We start from the raw sequence: 16,435 nt of genomic DNA, 5'->3' as shown, positions 1-16,435 counted from the left end.
AGTTTTCAAAGAACAATTAATGATACAACTTTTACATCTTATCATTTTTCGTTTTCGCTGTCAACAACTTTTTAATGTTTTTTAAGATTAATAGCTGTTTTTCAACGACAACTTTTATAGTTTACCAACATGTTTTCGTATTGTCAACAAAAAATTACTTTTTCACAAAAAGATTTATAGTTTCGATGACAACTTTTATATCTTATCACCGAAATGTTGAAAAGTCTACTCTAAATTTAGAAAAAATCGGGCTGAATTTTGAATGAATATTTCATTCTTAAACAATGTACCGGTTTGTTTAAATACTTTAAAGCAGTATAATCTAAGGAAGACTATTTGAAAAATTCAAATAAATGGAGGGAAGAATATATTGGTATCATTTATATTAGTTGTCTTGGTATTATTTCTGATCCCAGGTCCAGCCGTACTGTTAACCATCTCGCAAACGGCAAAAGGAGGAAGAAAAGCTGGCGTCATCACTGGTGTCGGGATTGCGGTTGGTGATTTAATCCATACGGTTGCAGCCGTTCTCGGACTCTCTGCAATTTTAATGACTTCGGCTCTCGCTTTTGAGATGGTAAAATATTTAGGCGCCGCATATCTAATTTTTCTAGGGATTAAATCACTTTTGGAAAAGTCGAAAGAAAATAAAAAGCCAGTCGCAAAAAAGAACACTGCGGCCGTGTCGTTTCGCCAGGCATTATTAATCGAATTACTGAACCCTAAAACAGCACTTTTTTTCTTAGCCTTCCTTCCGCAATTTGTCCGCACTAACGGAACCCCTGCGGTTTACCAGTTATTAATTCTTGGACTCACGTTTGTATTGATGAGTATTTTGTACACGACCCTTATTGCATTTTTGACTAGTTCAATAGGTGAAAAATTATTTTCTAAAAAGAATAATAGGTTTGCACGTTGGCAAAGCAAGGTAGTCGGCTCGATCTATATTGGCTTAGGGCTGCAACTGGTGCTTCAAAATCAAAAGTAATAAAAGAGCATGCAGCATGCTCTTTTTTTCAATCCCTAATGATTAGCGACCCCTACATAATGAAATCCTAAACTCTCCAATATCCCCTTATCAAGCATATTTCTTCCATCAAAAATATAGGGTTGTTTCATCAGTAGTTTCAGACTTTCCCAATCAAGATTTTTATACTCATCCCAGTCTGTGCAAATAACGAGAGCATCTGCATCGACAACCGTTTCTTCAATCACAGGAAATTGGTCAGAGCGCCCGGTCATTTTTACGATCGGATCGTGTACCTTAACCTTCGCTTGTTCCACTTTTAATCTATCAATCAAATTGAGGCTCGGCGATTCCCTTGTATCATCCGTATTCGCTTTAAACGCTAATCCGAGTACAGCTATTATTTTATTTTTTAAATCACCACCAAGTGCCCGCTTCATTTTATCAATAAAATAACGCGGTTGTCCTTCATTCACCTGAACGACACTCTCTAAAATGGAAAGGGGTTTGCCATTTTCCTTTGCTATTTGGATTAGCGCGTTCACATCCTTTGGAAAACAGGAACCGCCATAGCCCATTCCAGCTTTTAAAAAATGCGGTCCAATCCGGTGGTCGAGCCCAACTCCTTTGGAAACATCCTTCACATTAATCTTAAGGTCATCACAAACCCGTGCTAATTCGTTAATGTAGGAAATTTTCATCGCGAGAAAGGAATTAGCGGCATACTTGATCATTTCGGAGGCTTTCGGGTTGGTTTCAATGATAGGGCATGGAAAATTCTGATACAATTCCCGCATTAATTTACTTGCTGTTTCGCTCGTTGTACCGATGACAATTCGATCGGGATTAAGAGCATCATAAAGTGCGGACCCTTCCCTTAGGAACTCAGGATTGGAGACGACATCAAAGGGGATCTGTTCATCTTGACTTTCCTTGATCCATTTTGTTACTAAATTAGCTGTCCCCACCGGTACCGTACTTTTTGTGACAATTACTTTATATCGGTTCATATATATGCTGATTGACTCAGCTACACTTTTAACATAGGTAAGGTCAGCACTTCCATCTTCCCCCTGTGGTGTACCGACACAAATGAAAATAAGATCATTCTCTTCAATGGCGCTTTTGGCGTTTTTTGTAAATATTATATTTTGGGCTGTAAAATGCTTACTTAACAAATCCTCTAGTCCAGGCTCATAGAAATGAAGTTTACCTGCTTGTAAAGCTTTGATTTTACGATCATCAAGATCTAACCCCGTAACCTGATGCCCCATTTCACAAAATATAAGGCCTGTCGTCGTCCCGACGTAACCTGTTCCGACGATTAATATTTTCACGTTGTTTTTCCCCCTTTATTACCTATAGAGAAGTATCATCATGATAAAGCTGATGTTTTGGCTTATTACCTTTATCTCAACGTCATGGCTTGTTTTAATTTATTCCTAAACGTATTCGGTGGAATGTTGTCCAACATAAAAGGGCTCTTAGTGGGGAGTAATCCAAAGTGCTGGGAACGGAATGAAGCGAATTCTTACCAAAAAAAATGATTTGCGACCCAAATAAGAGAAATATGGGCGCGTCGGGAACAATAAAAATTTTTTGCGACCAAAATAGGAGAAAAATAGGCATGTCGGGCACAATTACAATTTTTTGTGACCAAAATAGAAGAAATATGAGCGCATCAGGCACAATAAAAAAAGGCACCTATTAAAGGTACCTCTCCACGTTAGATCCAGCCTTTTTTCTCGGCGATGCTGGCGGCTTCGGTTCGGTTTTTGGCATCGAGCTTGTGGATGATTTCGGAGATGTAGTTGCGGACGGTGCCGGATGAAAGATAGAGCTCGGATGTAATTTCTTTTGTTGTTTTTCCTAAGGCTGCTAATCTTAAAATCTCTTGCTCTTTAGGAGTCAACGGATTTTCTTCACGAATCACGTGGAAGGTTAGATCCGGACTGAACACTCGTTTTCCCGCCATCACCTTGCGGATGGCATCGGCAAGCTCCTCAATCTCCCCATCCTTCAACAAGTACCCGTGAACGCCGATTTTTACCGCTCGTTCAAAATATCCAGGGCGGGCAAAGGTGGTTAAGATAATGACCTTACTGGGTGACAAGCGTCTTGTGAGTTCGTCTGCCACCTCGAGTCCATTTAAAACAGGCATTTCAATATCCATCAAGCAGACATCCGGCTCGAGTTCTAAGATTGCCGAAAGTGCCTCTTCACCGTTCAGCGCCTGGCCAATTACCTTCATGTCCGCCTCCAAATCAAGCAGGGAACCGAGCGCCCCCAATAACATTCGTTGATCTTCGGCAATAAACAAACGAATCATACAGAAGCCCCCCTATATTATATAAATTATGATTGCTTAAACTTTGATAACTGGCTAGCTCCAGTGCCTAGCACTTTCGCTTTTCTACTTTCCTTTATATCTGTCGAAGCGTGCCAGCCCAGGTCGCTAAGCGGGCGCTTCCGCTTTTATAATAATCGGCACGTTGATTTCCAAAACCGCTCCGTTATGGTTTGAAAGCGCGAGTAAACCGTCAACGAGGGCCAGCCTCTCTTCCATCCCCCGCAAACCGTTCCCAAAAGCATGATTATTCCTTACGCCCATCCCGTCATCCCGGATCACTATGTTCATTTTTTCAGAAAAAAGCTTGATTGAAATGGAACAAAGGGTGGCGCGGCTATGTTTCACGACATTGGTCGCTGCCTCACGCACACACATGCCAACAATATTCTGCGTAAACGGAGAAATCCTGGAAAAATCAGCAGCACCATCGTACTGATAGGTGATCCCAGCTGTGTTTAATATTTGCTGTACTTGCAGGAGCTCTTCTGCAATTGTAGCTGCCCGCATATCTGTAACCAGCTCACGTACTTGCTTTAGCGCTGCCCTTGAAGTGACCTCCATTTCTTTAGCCTCGATTCGTGCTCGTTCTGGGTCAACGGCAGTCAACCGCTGTACAAGCTGGCTTTTTAACGTCAAAAGAGACAGTGTATGACCGAGCGTATCATGGAGGTCACGGGCAATCCGGACCCGCTCCTCACGCTTCACTAATTCTTCAATTGTCTGATTTGCTTGGTCAAGCTCCTTTTCCAGCTCCATGCGGCGATTCATCGAACGGATTCCAAACGGTGAAATCAGCATGATGATAAGAAATGGAACGAAGTAAAAAAGCTCTGACGTGGTTAAAAAGGTCTTCGTTCGGATTACATGGATAATGAACGGAAGAATTTCAACTATTATTAAACTGATCAATCCACGCTTAAATCCTGTTTTATCTTGGTACCAGCCGATAAAATTTGCCGGAAAAAACCCTAATAATATGTTATTTAAGTTATAAAACACACTTAAAATAAACACAATCGCCAGCTGCACCCACAGCCAGCAGGTGAACTTTCTTTTTCCCATTGAAAAATAAAGCTGGCGATAGGTCACTAAGAAAAGCAGCACCATCCCATAGCCGATGAGCTGCTTCACTCCTTCTTCCCTCGTAAGATAAAGGGCAGGAAATCCGATATAAACGAGAAAAATATAGGGAAAGAAACCAAATTTCCTTGGAAAAACTGACCATTTCATACTACATCACGCCGCTTCCTGCTTTCGTCTAATATACTTCGATAGTAGCATGAACAAGGCTAAATAGGCGATTAAAATCAAAATATTTTTCCAATCAGGCATATTGCCGCGGACAATCTCCCAGGCACCATTGCCAAAATTATATGACGGCAGCCATTTTCCAATGGTTTGCATCATTTTTGGCATAATCTCTAGCGGCATCCACAGCCCGCCTGCAACCGCAAGCACCATATAAATCACATTGCTGATACCTGCGGCCGTTTCAACCTTTTTTATCATCCCGATTAAAGTACCAATTGCGAGGAATGGCAGCGATCCGAGCAAAATCCATAAACCGCTCGCGATCCATTCAAACGCGGTAAGCGAAACGCCATTGATGATCGCCCCTGCGATAAAAATAATCGTAATCGAGAGAAGATGTATCACACTTTGTCCTATCATTTGCGCCGCAAAATAGACGGTGTCTGAGAGCGGGGTGATACGAATAAATGTCGACCAGCCTTGCGAACGCTCCTGTACCATCCTGATTCCGAGTGTCATCATTGACGAGCCCATCACGCTGAACACTGTCATTGACATGAGGTAATGCGCCTGCCACTCCGCCTTATCCGGCGCATTCGTATTCACCACATTTGTAAAAATATAATAGAAGAGAATCGGCATCACAAGCGACCAAAACACAAAATAGCGATTCCTTAACACCCTGATAATCTCGAATTTACATTGCATTTGAAATGTTTTCATTTATATGGCCTCCTTCGTGCCGCTTGTCAGTTGTTCAAACGCTTCCTCAAGTTTTCCGCGTTCAATTTGGATATCATGGGCACCTATTTTTTCTTGAAAAATAAGCTCTAATACACGGTCGGTATTATTCGACTGGACGTAGACACGATTATTTTTTCTATAAATATCATCAATTTCACTGTGAAGGTATAGGTTTTCTAGTGATATTTCTGGGTCGACGATAAAAGAAACGGATTGCTTCGAAATTCTTGCTTTGATTTGCGCCGGCTTTCCGTCAGCAACAACGGTACCGTCTTTAAACAGTAAGATCCTGTCCGCGGCATCATCCGCTTCCTGCAGATAATGCGTTGAAAAAATAATCGTTTTGCCTTGGTCAGCCAGATGGTGAATGGTTTGCCAAAAACGATTTCTTGAGGTAATATCCATACCCACGGTCGGTTCATCAAATATGATGAGCTCCGGATTTCCCGCTAGAGCAAGAGCAAAACTTAATCGGCGCTTTTGTCCGCCTGATAATTTTTCCGCCCGAGTTTTCAGATCCTGTTCGGTTAGGCCTGTTAAGTTGATGAGTTCAGGCATCGCGAGAGGCTGTAGATAATAGCTCCTGATTAATTCGAGGATTTCCCGTACCTTTATGCCTGGCATCACACTGACTTCCTGGAGCATGGTGCCGATTTTTTCGCGAACCTGCTTTTCTTGCGGCTGGTGGTTAAATAATTTGACCTCGCCTGCGGTTGGTTTAAGCAGTCCTAAGATCATCGAGATCGTAGTTGTTTTTCCGGCGCCATTCGGTCCAAGAATCGCCACCACCTCACCTTTTCCAATGGTGAAAGATACATCATTGACTGCTGTTTTATGTTGAAATGACTTTGTCACGTTCCTTAAGGTTAAAATTTCGTTCATTTTTCGAACACCTCCTGATTACTTGATTTCATTGTACAGTGTAGGGGGAGGTAAATTTTAGTAAGCAATGTCACATAAAAAGGTGACAAATGTCATTTTCCCATAAATAAAGAGACCTCCAATTCAATGAAGGTCTCAAAAACTTCAGCCACTGTCCACCTCAAACGAATGTTTATGGTGTAAGGCACCATTTCTACTGTCCAGCTATTGTTTATGGTGTCAGGCACCATTTATCCTGTATGGGTATTGCTAATGGTGACGGGCACATCTAGTAAAGTAGGTATTGTTCCCGGACCTCCATGAATTTGTCTAGATCTGGCTGCCATTCTGCTTTCATTTCTTCGATTGTTTTGCCTGCTTCAATTCCTGCTCGGATGGAACCGTTGCCGACTAGGTTATCGAAGAAGGAGATTCCGTTGCTGCCCGGTGCCCGGAATTGGAAATCATTCGGATACATGTCATGGATGGTTTTGACAATGTAAAGTCCAGTTTCAAATGGTTTGTAGGCATTCCGGTTTGTTACATGGATTTGCACACCATGGCTTAACTTGTTCACAAATTTCGATGTAGAAGGGATAAACGATGCAGCTCTGAATTTCACACCAGGTAAATGATAAGAATTCAGTTTTGCCGCAAGATCATCACTGTTAATAAATGGTGCTCCAATCAATTCAAATGGTCTTGTTGTACCACGCCCTTCAGAAACATTGGTTCCTTCAATTAAACAGGCACCTGGATAAACTAATGCCGTATCCAAAGTTGGCATATTCGGTGACGGCATGACGAATTGTAGATCAGTATCATCGTAATACATACTGCGCTTCCAGCCTTCCATTTTCACAACCGTTAAATCGGCGCCGATGTTAAACTCCTTGTTAAATAGCTGCGCCAATTCTCCAACCGTCATTCCGTGACGAACAGGGATCGGAAATTCACCTACAAAGGATGAATACTTATCTTCGAGGATCGGTCCCTCTACTTTTGTACCACTGATTGGGTTCGGGCGATCAAGAACGATAAATGGAATATTATTTTCTTTTGCCGCTTCCATCGCTAACGCCATCGTGTAAATATACGTGTAAAAACGTGCCCCTACGTCCTGAATATCAAATAATAATACATCGACATTACTTAACATTTCAGGTGTCGGCTTTTTGGTTTTTCCATAAAGACTGTACACCGGAATTCCGGTTTTTTCATCGATATAGGACTCAACATATGAACCGGCTGGAGCACTGCCGCGGACACCATGCTCCGGTCCATATAACGCAGTAAGTTCCGCATTGGAATTATTGTACAGTAAATCTACGATACTATTAAGCTCTTGATCGACCCCTGTAGGATTGGTAATTAAGCCAACACGCTTCCCTTTAATTAAATCAAGTCGATCCTTTAGTAACACTTCAACACCTAAACGGAATTTCCCATTGTTCTTTTCTTTCTCTTTATCGTTCTTGGCAAGTGCCGCCGATACTGTGGAAAGGACTAGCAGCAGCGCCAGAATACCCGTAAGCCATTTCTTATTCATCGTACCGTACCCCTCCTTATTTTTGAAAAATTAATACCCTAAACCATGGTCAAATCCATATAAAACGCTGCCATCCTGGTTGTAAATCGTAACCGGGAGCTTGGCCGTTGCCTTATTTACACCAAAAATTGTGTTAACTACGGCCTCAAAGCTTACATTCTTCGTTCCATACTGTGTCAGATAGGCATCTACATTAGGGTAAGCCATAATATCATACGGATTTCTAATCCCTACACCAATAACCGATGCATCCGTTTCGTTAATCATTTGATTGGCTAACTTCATTAAATTAGCAGAAGGCAATCTTCCGCTCACTGTAGAAGTATTCGTTCCAACAATGATATATTTTGCTGTTTTTGCGATAGCCAGATCGGCAGCTGAAAGTGGAGATGTGGTATTAATGACTGTTACATTTGCATGATGCTTCTGAACTTCAGCAGCGATTACAGGAGCACTCGAACCCACGACAACGATTTTTTCGTCCACTCCGGCCTTTAATGGGAGAACCCCACTATTTTTTACAAGTGTAATCGACTTAGACGCAGCTTCTTTTTCTATCTGCAAATGTTCAGCTGATCTTGCAACTTTCTCTGCATTGGCAATCTTTTCATCAATGCTCTTTTCTACTTCAGCTTTGACGATACCCCTATTTAATTTCAACGTTAAGATCCGCTCAACAGACTGGTCAATTCTTTCCTCTGAAATATCACCGGATTTGATTGCAGCGTAAAGACCATTTGCTACTGATTCAAGTCCAACAGGCATTAAGACAATATCTGTTCCAGCTTTTACGGCACGAATAGCTGCATCTACTGGACCAAAATGGTCTGCGATCGCCTGCATGTTCATGGCATCCGTCACAATAACACCCTTAAAGCCCATCTCTTCACGCATAAGACCTGTTAGCACCTTATGAGATAGCGTGCCTGGAATGGCAATTTCCGTGCCATCCTTTTTCGAAATGGCCTTTGTGCTGTCGATTTTCGGGAAGGTCACGTGAGCCGACATAACCGCATCAATACCGTTATCCATCGCCTGCTGGAAAGGATACAATTCCACCTTTTTCAGACGGTCGATATCATGTGGCACCTCAGGCAGTCCTAAATGCGAATCAGTTGCAGTGTCACCATGCCCTGGAAAATGCTTTGCCGTTGCTGCCGTTCCAGTTTCATGAAGTCCTTTAATATAAGCGTTGCCCATTTTTGCAACAAGCTCTGGATTTTCACCAAATGAACGAACTCCAATGACCGGATTATCAGGATTATTATTGACATCAAGAACAGGTCCAAAGTTCATATTAATGCCAACAGCGTTAAGCTCTTCTCCAATCGCCTTTCCAACTTTTTCAGCGAGCTCTTCAGACCTTGAGGCTCCAAGCGCCATGTTCCCAGGAAAATCGGTTCCGAACTGAAGACGTGAAACAATTCCGCCTTCTTGGTCAACAGACACCATCAATCCATACTTTTCTGCAGCATCTTGATATGCGGACACGAGCTTCGTTGTTTGTGCAGCTGTTACTGTGTTTTCACGGAAAAGAATGACACCGCCAAGATGATATTGTTTGACAAGCGCGGCAATCTCATCGTTCATTTCCGTGACATTTTTGCCCTTCCAAGTTCGGAAGTCCGGCATCAGCATTTGCCCGACCTTTTCTTCTACCGTCATCTGCTTGATAGTATCGCCGATAAGGTCATAGCGTGATCCCGTTTCTTTTTCAACGAGGACTTCCCCTTGATTTCCTTTGAATTGAATTGCGATTCGATCAGTGAAACTGCCATCGCTGACAGAAATAAACGTTTTGCCATTGTGTCCTGAAAGTGTTACTGTGCCATCCTTGACAACAGCAACATTTTTATTAGAAGATTTCCAGGTTAGATTCTCCAATGCCAGCATAAAGTGGCCATCATCGTACACATGCAGTGCATTTAACTGGATTTTGTTGTCTTTCACTTCTCTCGTCACCTGAGGGACGTTAAGGTCAATCACTAGATCCTTAATCCCTGATGCCGCAGTAGCCCCTGCGAGTGGAATCCCTGTTAACAATAGAGCAAATGCCAAAAATGAGGTGATAAATGTCTTGAAAAATTTTTGCATGGTTTCTCCTCCTCTATGTTAATAATCTCTAAACTGCCAATCGGTGTGGGTAATGGACAGTGGCGCTGAATCAAGTTTCGGATTCAAGATATACCAGCCGCGGCCATTTGTTGCCGTATCTGTTTTATAAACAAACCGCAGTTTTTCTGCCTCTTTCGGAATCGTTATTTCTTTTTGCTCCCAACCATTGCTTGTGCCTGTGAATTCTGTTAGATTTTTCCACGAACCATCTTGTAAAATTTCAACGGTACCAAAGTCCCTACGGTACTCGGTCATATGCCAGGTACTAAATGTCAACTTGGCATCTTGAATTAATTGAAGATCTGCCTCCATAACACGGTTCAGCTTATCACCATATCCCGCAAACCAAGCATGTTCCTTTCCAGGAATCGAAACTGGAATCGCATCAGCTACCTGCCTTGCAAACAATCTTCTAGTTTGATTCGTAGACACGGTACTTCTACTCGGGTGTACACGGTTGGTTAGCAGAATCGCAACGGTTTTATTGTTCGGACTAACGACAATCGATGTTCCCGTATAACCAGTATGTCCAAAGGAATAGGTTCCTTCCGACAGTGCATCCATATACCAGCCTTGACCGAGCTCCCAGCCAAGCCCATGGTCATTACCTGGGTACGCTTCATTTTGATTTTCAAGTAATAGTTTGATCGTTTCTGGCTTCAGGATCCTTTTTCCAGCATACTTGCCATCATTAATGAAAATGTGCGCAAGCTTAGCAATATCTTCAGCTGTTGAAAATACACCGGCATGGCCAGCCACACCATCAAGCGACCAGGCATTCTCATCGTGAACTTCGCCCCAAACAAGGCCGCGGTTAGGTGTGGATTGATATTCAGTCGCGGCAATGCGGTTTTTCAATGAGGCCGGTGGATTATACATCGTGTCCTTCATCCCTAAAGGCCCCGTGATATACTCTTTCACAAATTCATCCTGACGCTGGCCGGATAACCTCTCCACTAATACACCTAATGTAATCATGTTTAAATCGCTGTATTCATAAGTGGTACCAGGAGAATTTTTTAATGGCTGTTGAAAAACTAACTGCAATCTCTCGTCGCGTGAATTTCCTTTCGTATAAAGTGGAATCCAGGAAACGAATCCGGATGTGTGTGTTAATAACTGACGAATGGTGACGTTCTGTTTGCCATTTACGGCAAATTCCGGAATATACTTGGCAACCGGATCATCCAGTTCAAATAATCCTTTTTCAAAAAGAACCATAACGGCAGTGCTGGTAAAAATTTTACTAATAGATGCCAGGTCAAAAATTGTGTCCTCTTGCATCGGAATCGGGTTTTCCATTTCGGTAAACTTGCCGTCAGTGTATTGGGCAGAATTCCCGTAAGCACTGTGTTTAACAATTTTTCCGCCCCTTGCCACAAAGGCAACAGCACCTGGCATGACTTTTTGCGATATGGCTTGGTTAATTATCTGATCGATTTGTTGAAGCGGCCCCGCTGCCATGCCAGCCCCTTTTGCCGAGCTAGGGTGAAGAACACTAGATACTGGGATCACTGTTGAATTCCAGGTGAAAACTGGGTGGGGTTTCTCTGATGCGATAGAACTGTCTTTTTCCTGTTTTTCAATCGTTGGAACAATGGTGTTGTTACTGTTTGCAAAAACAGTGGTAGTACCCAAAAAAACGGTGCAAAAAGAAGAAATGAGCAAAGTTTTTCCCTTCATAAGTCCCCCTTTAATTATGATAGATTCATTGTAGGCGGCCGGTTATGTATCAAAGAATGGCAGCGTTTACAACTCAATTTAATCATATATGGATGAATGTATAGTCGTCTATACCACCTATGTCCTAAACAAGCCTAATCGGCTTGTTGTATTAGGTATTACGATGTACGTCATTTGACTCATTTTTTAAATATTTCCTAAAATTCAGTTCAAATAGCCTGTGTTGCTTCTAGGAATCTTTTCACGGAAGATTAGAAGGTTGCTTTTCTTATAGTTTAATAAGCTTTATCCACAGATTTATAGGCTTTATCCACATAATCTTAGATGTTATCAACAGTATTTTTTTGATATCCACAAATTTATCAACATATTTTTATTGTTTATCCCCGTTAAAACCTTTTAATGTCATATATCCACATTCCGTATGTATTTATCCACATTTTTCAAAAGATTGTCCACAATCCCCATGAAATTACTCACAACTTCTTACTTTCCTTGAGGATAACTGCTGTGCTCAACACATAAGGACCTAGAAATGTATCCTAAGTCCCTATTTATACTCTTCTATTCTGGAATGTCAGCCTGTTTATTATTGGAATTTAGTCTTGGCTTTTCAACAATCTCTTTAAGTTCATCCACATCCCCTTTTGCGTTAATAATCTCAAAAATTTGATTCAGGCCTTCACTTGTTTCATCCCTTTTATCATTCATAAGAATAGCCTCCTTTTCTTTATAGAATAACCATTATTACAGCCATTATTTAACTTTAATAAAGTGTTAATATCCACTTGATCACTTTTTCACAAAACATTCACTTCAGAGTGACCTGCACTTTTTTATCGGCTCATAAAAAGCCTAGATCAAATGGATCCAGGCTTCTTCTTTTTGTATAACAAGAATGGTTTACATCCTCATACCCATTTCAACCGCTTTACTATTATGATACGAGGCTTTAACCTTTAGCTTCATCCTTAGCCCTTCATCAAGACAATCTTTCTGCAAAAGTTCATGGTGACGGTGCTGGAATACATGATAATAGTATTTACCCCTAATAAGCATTTTCAACACATGAAAACCCCCCTCAATAGTTGAGTTACATAAACCGCAGGAGTAGTCGTGTTCGGTAACTGGCTAGCATCGTCCTTAAACCTTAGCCCCTCTAGTTTTGCGTCGCCATCTTTCAATGGTTTTGCCGTTTCGTACGATTTATGTGTTTATTAAAAATATATGCAATATTATAATAATTTTAAAGAGTCTATAGGCCTAACAAGTGTAAAAAATTGGTGTCTGTAAAAGTAAAAATTATGTAACATTTTGCAGTTAACAATGTTTTGTAAATGTGGGATTATTTTTATCAAGAGGTTTAAAAATTTTTTAAGTGTCCATGCTTTTTATTGAAGCGAAATTTTATTACTATAGGTATGTGATACACTAATAAAGAAAACTTGCCGCGTGATATCTCGCTATAGGCTTTCATGTGAGGGTTGATCTTCGGCTTGATTGGAACCTATCATATGAAAAGAAGTTAAATATGATCACCAGACCAACATAATAAGGGCGGTGTGAGCAGAGCCTTGCCAAATATATTTCTTGGGCTAACTTAGTTTTTTATATTCCTGCTTGAAAAGCTGAATTTGTCGAGTTAGAAGTATCAATGCGTCGATACAGGTGCAAGCATGAACAGAAGCTTACGACACTAGAACTCTTAAAAAGTTAGCGCAGCTCCACACTGTTTCCGTAGAAAAGGAAGTTTAACATGTCAAAATATCGATACATTATTCTAAGTCTTATCGTTCTTACGGTTGCTTTAGCAGGCTTCTCGGGAAAAAAGCATTTTGAACAAACCAATGAAAAAAAGGGCATTCAGTCGCAAGTCCCTGCTAACAAGTCATCAACTGACACGAAAAGCGCCAAACACCAACAAAATAGTACAAGCATTCAGGTCGTTTCTAATCCCGAGGAAATTCCAGTTCTTGTAAACAAGTATAATAAACTGCCTGATGATTACACGCCAGGTGATCTGATTTATCCAAACATACCTTTTACATTTAAAAAGAAAATTGAAAAACGGGAGTTGCGAGAAATAGCAGCAGCCGCAATCGAAGATTTATTTGCTGGCGCCAAACAAGATGGTGTGAATTTACTAGGTGTTTCAGCCTACAGATCTCATGCAGTCCAAACTTCTTTGTTTAATAACTATGTAAAAAAAGATGGATATGAAGCAGCAATAACTTATAGTGCTGTTCCTGGCACGAGTGAACATGAGACAGGTCTTGCCATTGATGTGACCGGTGGAGACGGAAAATGCGCAGCAGAGGACTGCTTCAAAGGAACGCCTGAGGCGGAGTGGCTCCAGAATCATGCAGCTGAATACGGCTTTATCATCCGCTATCCAAAGGGAAAAGAAGACATCACTGGCTACCAATATGAACCCTGGCATCTTCGCTACGTCGGAAAAACTATTGCCAAAGATATCATGAGCCGAGGCATCACCCTCGAAGAATACTACAATGCAACACCAGTCAATAAATAATAGCGCCTTGAAAGGCACCTTCTATAATGGTGCAAGACACCATTCGTGGACAAACGTCCTCCGTTTTCTAAAACGTAAGAGCTTAATAACGAAAAAGGGCCCAGGTTGCTGCTTATGTGCAGCAACCTGGACCCTTATTTTTGTTACTTCCCTTTTATTTCCAAAAGTTTTAATCGTAGGTCATTTTCCATGTTAGCGAGTTCTTGTTCGGCCAGGCGACGCTTGTGGCGGCCCTCCTCTTGGATCCGCATCGTTTCTTCGAGTGTGGTGATTAAGCTTTCCTGGGTTTTCTTTAATGTTTCAATATCAACTAGACCGCGCTCGTTTTCTTTTGCCGTTTCAATCGTATTTGTTTTCAGCATTTCTGCATTTTTCAATAACAGCTCATTGGTTGTTTTTGAAACCTGCTTCTGTGCTTCAACAGCATGACGCTGGCGAATGAGTGTCAACGCAATCGCCACTTGATTTTTCCATAATGGAATTGCCGTCATAATCGACGATTGGATTTTTTCCACAAGCGCCTGGTTCGTGTTTTGAATCAACCGAATTTGCGGCGCACTTTGAATTGTGATTTCACGGCTTAATTTCAAATCATGCAGACGCTTGTCTAAACGGTCAGCAAACTGAATCATATCGTTGACCTCTTGAACCTTCATTTGGTCATTTGCTGCTTCAGCTGCTTTTTTCAACTGCGGGATGGTCTTTGTCTGCATTTCATCCAGCTTAATTTCACCCGCAGCAATATAAATATTAAGTGCATGGAAATATTCTTTATTCGTTTCATAAAGCTGTTCGAGCAATTTTATATCGGACAAAAGGACATTTTTACTGCGATCAAGTTTCACACTGATTCGGTCAATTTGCGCCCCTGTTTTTTGGTACTTGGAAAGCACCTCTTGGAGCGAGCCTGAAATTTTTCCAAACATACGTGCAAACAAGGATGGCTTCCCATCCTTTAGTTCATCCGGATTTACCTCATCAAGCCTTTTCATTAAATCGCTGATGATTTCCCCTATTTCGCCAACGTCCTTTTTCTGTACATGCTCGAGCATCGCAGACGAGAAGGATAACAGCTTTCCTTGGGCTTGGGTACCATATAAAATCATTGCTTGATGGTTGGTCGGATCAATTTGTTCTGCAAGCTGGTACGCCTTTGCCCGATTTTCTTCCGGGATGACATCAATTAACTTGACCGGCTTCGCTTCATTTGTTTGTGGAGCCGGATTTTTGGCAAGTTCAACCTGATCGCCAAACGGATTGGCAAGGATATCATCTAATAAATCTCCAGATTTCTGGATTGGGTTGTTTTCACTCATTTTAGCCACCTATTTTCTTCTGGGAATTTGGAATCTTTTTTTTGTTTGATGGAGTGCTTTGCAACATCTATTTCAAAATTTAACGTATCGATGTCATTGGAAATAACATGATATAGATCCTCTTCCAATACCTTTGTTAGCTCGTTTAACGTCCTCCGCGTTTCAATCAGGGATTGACCCATTTCGATGTTTTGTTTTGGCTGAGCAGAGAGGAAATTATATTTCTCTGTGAGCTCGACAACTGAATCTAAATGGGAAAAATAAAATTCCTCAGCCTTGTAAAAACGCTTCGGTTCTTTCATTGTCATCTTATATATTTTCTTTGTAATCCTGTGTATGTCAATTCTATATTTGACAGAAGAAATATCACGGATCTTGAAAATACTTTTATTCAAGCGCCTGATTTTCTGCTTTGCCTCCGCTAAATTTTTCTTAATGTAGCGGTATTCTTTCCGTGACAACTGGTGCTTTTTTAAATAGCTTGTATTCATGATAAAAGAGAGGATCAGATGGGTAAGGACCCCTCCAAAAATCGCTATTGCAATTGAAGACCAGAATGTTTGACCGAAAGGAAAATAGCATAATAGCCATGTAATCAACGATATAGGAATTGCTACAAATGAGCGAATCAGAAATGACAAAATCGGGTTCATAATAAATCGACTCCTGACTTAATAATCCTTTATATTCATACGAATGAAAGTAAATGAATGTTTCACTTCCTTAAAAAAATCCTCATCATCAGAAAGTTATTTCCATTTACTACTTCCACAATACACGAAAAAACTCCTTCCTGCCATAGACCATAAACGGAAAGAAATCTAAGACTTAAGACGTATTTTTGTATTTTTAATGTTTCGGTGTTGTTTGTAGTGTTATTGGTGTCAGGCACCCTTCGTGGACATTTTGCCATTTTGTACACCTCGGGTGGACAGTGCGCGTATTGTTAAGATTCAGATGCTATATTTCAGTACGAAATTTATTACGATAGGAAGGAGCAATGCTATTGTATTATAATAGAAATTTGTGATTAGTTCTAAGTTCTTGTCTCTAAAAAAAGCAGGCT

General features: G+C 41.1%; 14 protein-coding genes and 1 riboswitch. Of the genes, 2 read left to right on the top strand and 12 right to left on the bottom strand.

Annotated elements, in window-relative coordinates; translation table 11 throughout:
* The first annotated feature begins 370 nt into the window (after positions 1-370).
* Positions 371-988, top strand: coding sequence for a LysE family translocator (locus tag V7150_RS03885; protein ID WP_335513781.1), 618 nt, complete (start codon positions 371-373; stop codon positions 986-988).
* A gap of 35 nt (positions 989-1,023) precedes the next feature.
* On the opposite strand, the gene V7150_RS03880 is transcribed toward V7150_RS03885, so the two are convergent.
* The 10 genes from V7150_RS03880 to V7150_RS03835 all read right to left on the bottom strand — a co-directional run bounded on the left by V7150_RS03880 (position 1,024) and on the right by V7150_RS03835 (position 12,588).
* On the bottom strand, positions 1,024-2,304 hold the full coding sequence (locus V7150_RS03880) for a UDP-glucose dehydrogenase family protein (protein ID WP_335513779.1): 1,281 nt from the start codon (positions 2,302-2,304) through the stop codon (positions 1,024-1,026).
* A gap of 389 nt (positions 2,305-2,693) precedes the next feature.
* Positions 2,694-3,296, bottom strand: coding sequence for a response regulator transcription factor (locus V7150_RS03875; protein WP_335513777.1), 603 nt, complete (start codon positions 3,294-3,296; stop codon positions 2,694-2,696).
* A gap of 126 nt (positions 3,297-3,422) precedes the next feature.
* Positions 3,423-4,547, bottom strand: a complete 1,125-nt coding sequence (locus V7150_RS03870) for a sensor histidine kinase (protein ID WP_335513775.1) — start codon at positions 4,545-4,547, stop codon at positions 3,423-3,425.
* A 6-nt stretch (positions 4,548-4,553) separates the two neighbouring features.
* Positions 4,554-5,291 (bottom strand): ABC transporter permease, encoded by a 738-nt coding sequence (locus V7150_RS03865; RefSeq protein ID WP_335513773.1) that lies wholly within the window; start codon positions 5,289-5,291, stop codon positions 4,554-4,556.
* Positions 5,292-6,194 carry an ABC transporter ATP-binding protein gene (locus V7150_RS03860; RefSeq protein ID WP_335513771.1) on the bottom strand — a complete coding sequence of 301 codons (903 nt, stop codon included), beginning with the start codon at positions 6,192-6,194 and terminating at the stop codon, positions 5,292-5,294.
* A gap of 268 nt (positions 6,195-6,462) precedes the next feature.
* Positions 6,463-7,722 (bottom strand): exo-beta-N-acetylmuramidase NamZ family protein, encoded by a 1,260-nt coding sequence (locus V7150_RS03855; RefSeq protein WP_335513769.1) that lies wholly within the window; start codon positions 7,720-7,722, stop codon positions 6,463-6,465.
* Between the two features lie 30 nt (positions 7,723-7,752).
* On the bottom strand, positions 7,753-9,816 hold the full coding sequence (locus tag V7150_RS03850; protein ID WP_335513767.1) for a glycoside hydrolase family 3 protein: 2,064 nt from the start codon (positions 9,814-9,816) through the stop codon (positions 7,753-7,755).
* 18 nt (positions 9,817-9,834) lie between these two features.
* Entirely contained in the window at positions 9,835-11,520 is a 1,686-nt protein-coding gene (locus V7150_RS03845; RefSeq protein ID WP_335513766.1) for a serine hydrolase, read from the bottom strand.
* A gap of 564 nt (positions 11,521-12,084) precedes the next feature.
* Positions 12,085-12,231, bottom strand: coding sequence for a hypothetical protein (locus V7150_RS03840; protein WP_335513764.1), 147 nt, complete (start codon positions 12,229-12,231; stop codon positions 12,085-12,087).
* A 192-nt stretch (positions 12,232-12,423) separates the two neighbouring features.
* Positions 12,424-12,588, bottom strand: coding sequence for a hypothetical protein (locus V7150_RS03835; protein WP_335513762.1), 165 nt, complete (start codon positions 12,586-12,588; stop codon positions 12,424-12,426).
* A 51-nt stretch (positions 12,589-12,639) separates the two neighbouring features.
* Positions 12,640-12,724: riboswitch (cyclic di-GMP riboswitch) on the bottom strand.
* A gap of 552 nt (positions 12,725-13,276) precedes the next feature.
* Here V7150_RS03835 and V7150_RS03830 point away from each other — a divergent pair.
* Positions 13,277-14,053 (top strand): M15 family metallopeptidase, encoded by a 777-nt coding sequence (locus V7150_RS03830; RefSeq protein WP_335513761.1) that lies wholly within the window; start codon positions 13,277-13,279, stop codon positions 14,051-14,053.
* Positions 14,054-14,196: 143 nt separating this feature from the next.
* Here the strand turns inward: V7150_RS03830 and V7150_RS03825 are convergent, their stop codons facing one another.
* On the bottom strand, positions 14,197-15,369 hold the full coding sequence (locus V7150_RS03825) for a toxic anion resistance protein (protein WP_335513758.1): 1,173 nt from the start codon (positions 15,367-15,369) through the stop codon (positions 14,197-14,199).
* On the bottom strand, positions 15,366-16,022 hold the full coding sequence (locus V7150_RS03820; protein ID WP_335513757.1) for a 5-bromo-4-chloroindolyl phosphate hydrolysis family protein: 657 nt from the start codon (positions 16,020-16,022) through the stop codon (positions 15,366-15,368). The genes V7150_RS03825 and V7150_RS03820 overlap by 4 nt, the downstream gene beginning before the upstream one ends.
* Positions 16,023-16,435 lie beyond the last annotated feature (413 nt).

It is taken from the genome of Neobacillus drentensis (genome assembly GCF_036965245.1).
GTDB lineage: Bacteria > Bacillota > Bacilli > Bacillales > Cytobacillaceae > Neobacillus > Neobacillus drentensis_G.
The sequence above is the reverse complement of the archived record's forward strand: the minus strand, read 5'-3'. Positions and strand labels throughout refer to the sequence as shown.

Excerpts from the sequence above, each read along its gene's own strand:
- V7150_RS03875 (WP_335513777.1), bottom strand. The coding sequence starts at position 3,296 with ATGATTCGTTTGTTTATTGCCGAAGATCAACGAATGTTATTGGGGGCG.
- V7150_RS03870 (WP_335513775.1), bottom strand. The coding sequence starts at position 4,547 with ATGAAATGGTCAGTTTTTCCAAGGAAATTTGGTTTCTTTCCCTATATT.
- V7150_RS03865 (WP_335513773.1), bottom strand. The coding sequence starts at position 5,291 with ATGAAAACATTTCAAATGCAATGTAAATTCGAGATTATCAGGGTGTTA.
- V7150_RS03860 (WP_335513771.1), bottom strand. The coding sequence starts at position 6,194 with ATGAACGAAATTTTAACCTTAAGGAACGTGACAAAGTCATTTCAACAT.
- V7150_RS03855 (WP_335513769.1), bottom strand. The coding sequence starts at position 7,722 with ATGAATAAGAAATGGCTTACGGGTATTCTGGCGCTGCTGCTAGTCCTT.
- V7150_RS03850 (WP_335513767.1), bottom strand. The coding sequence starts at position 9,816 with ATGCAAAAATTTTTCAAGACATTTATCACCTCATTTTTGGCATTTGCT.
- V7150_RS03845 (WP_335513766.1), bottom strand. The coding sequence starts at position 11,520 with ATGAAGGGAAAAACTTTGCTCATTTCTTCTTTTTGCACCGTTTTTTTG.
- V7150_RS03840 (WP_335513764.1), bottom strand. The coding sequence starts at position 12,231 with ATGAATGATAAAAGGGATGAAACAAGTGAAGGCCTGAATCAAATTTTT.
- V7150_RS03830 (WP_335513761.1), top strand. The coding sequence starts at position 13,277 with ATGTCAAAATATCGATACATTATTCTAAGTCTTATCGTTCTTACGGTT.
- V7150_RS03825 (WP_335513758.1), bottom strand. The coding sequence starts at position 15,369 with ATGAGTGAAAACAACCCAATCCAGAAATCTGGAGATTTATTAGATGAT.
- V7150_RS03820 (WP_335513757.1), bottom strand. The coding sequence starts at position 16,022 with ATGAACCCGATTTTGTCATTTCTGATTCGCTCATTTGTAGCAATTCCT.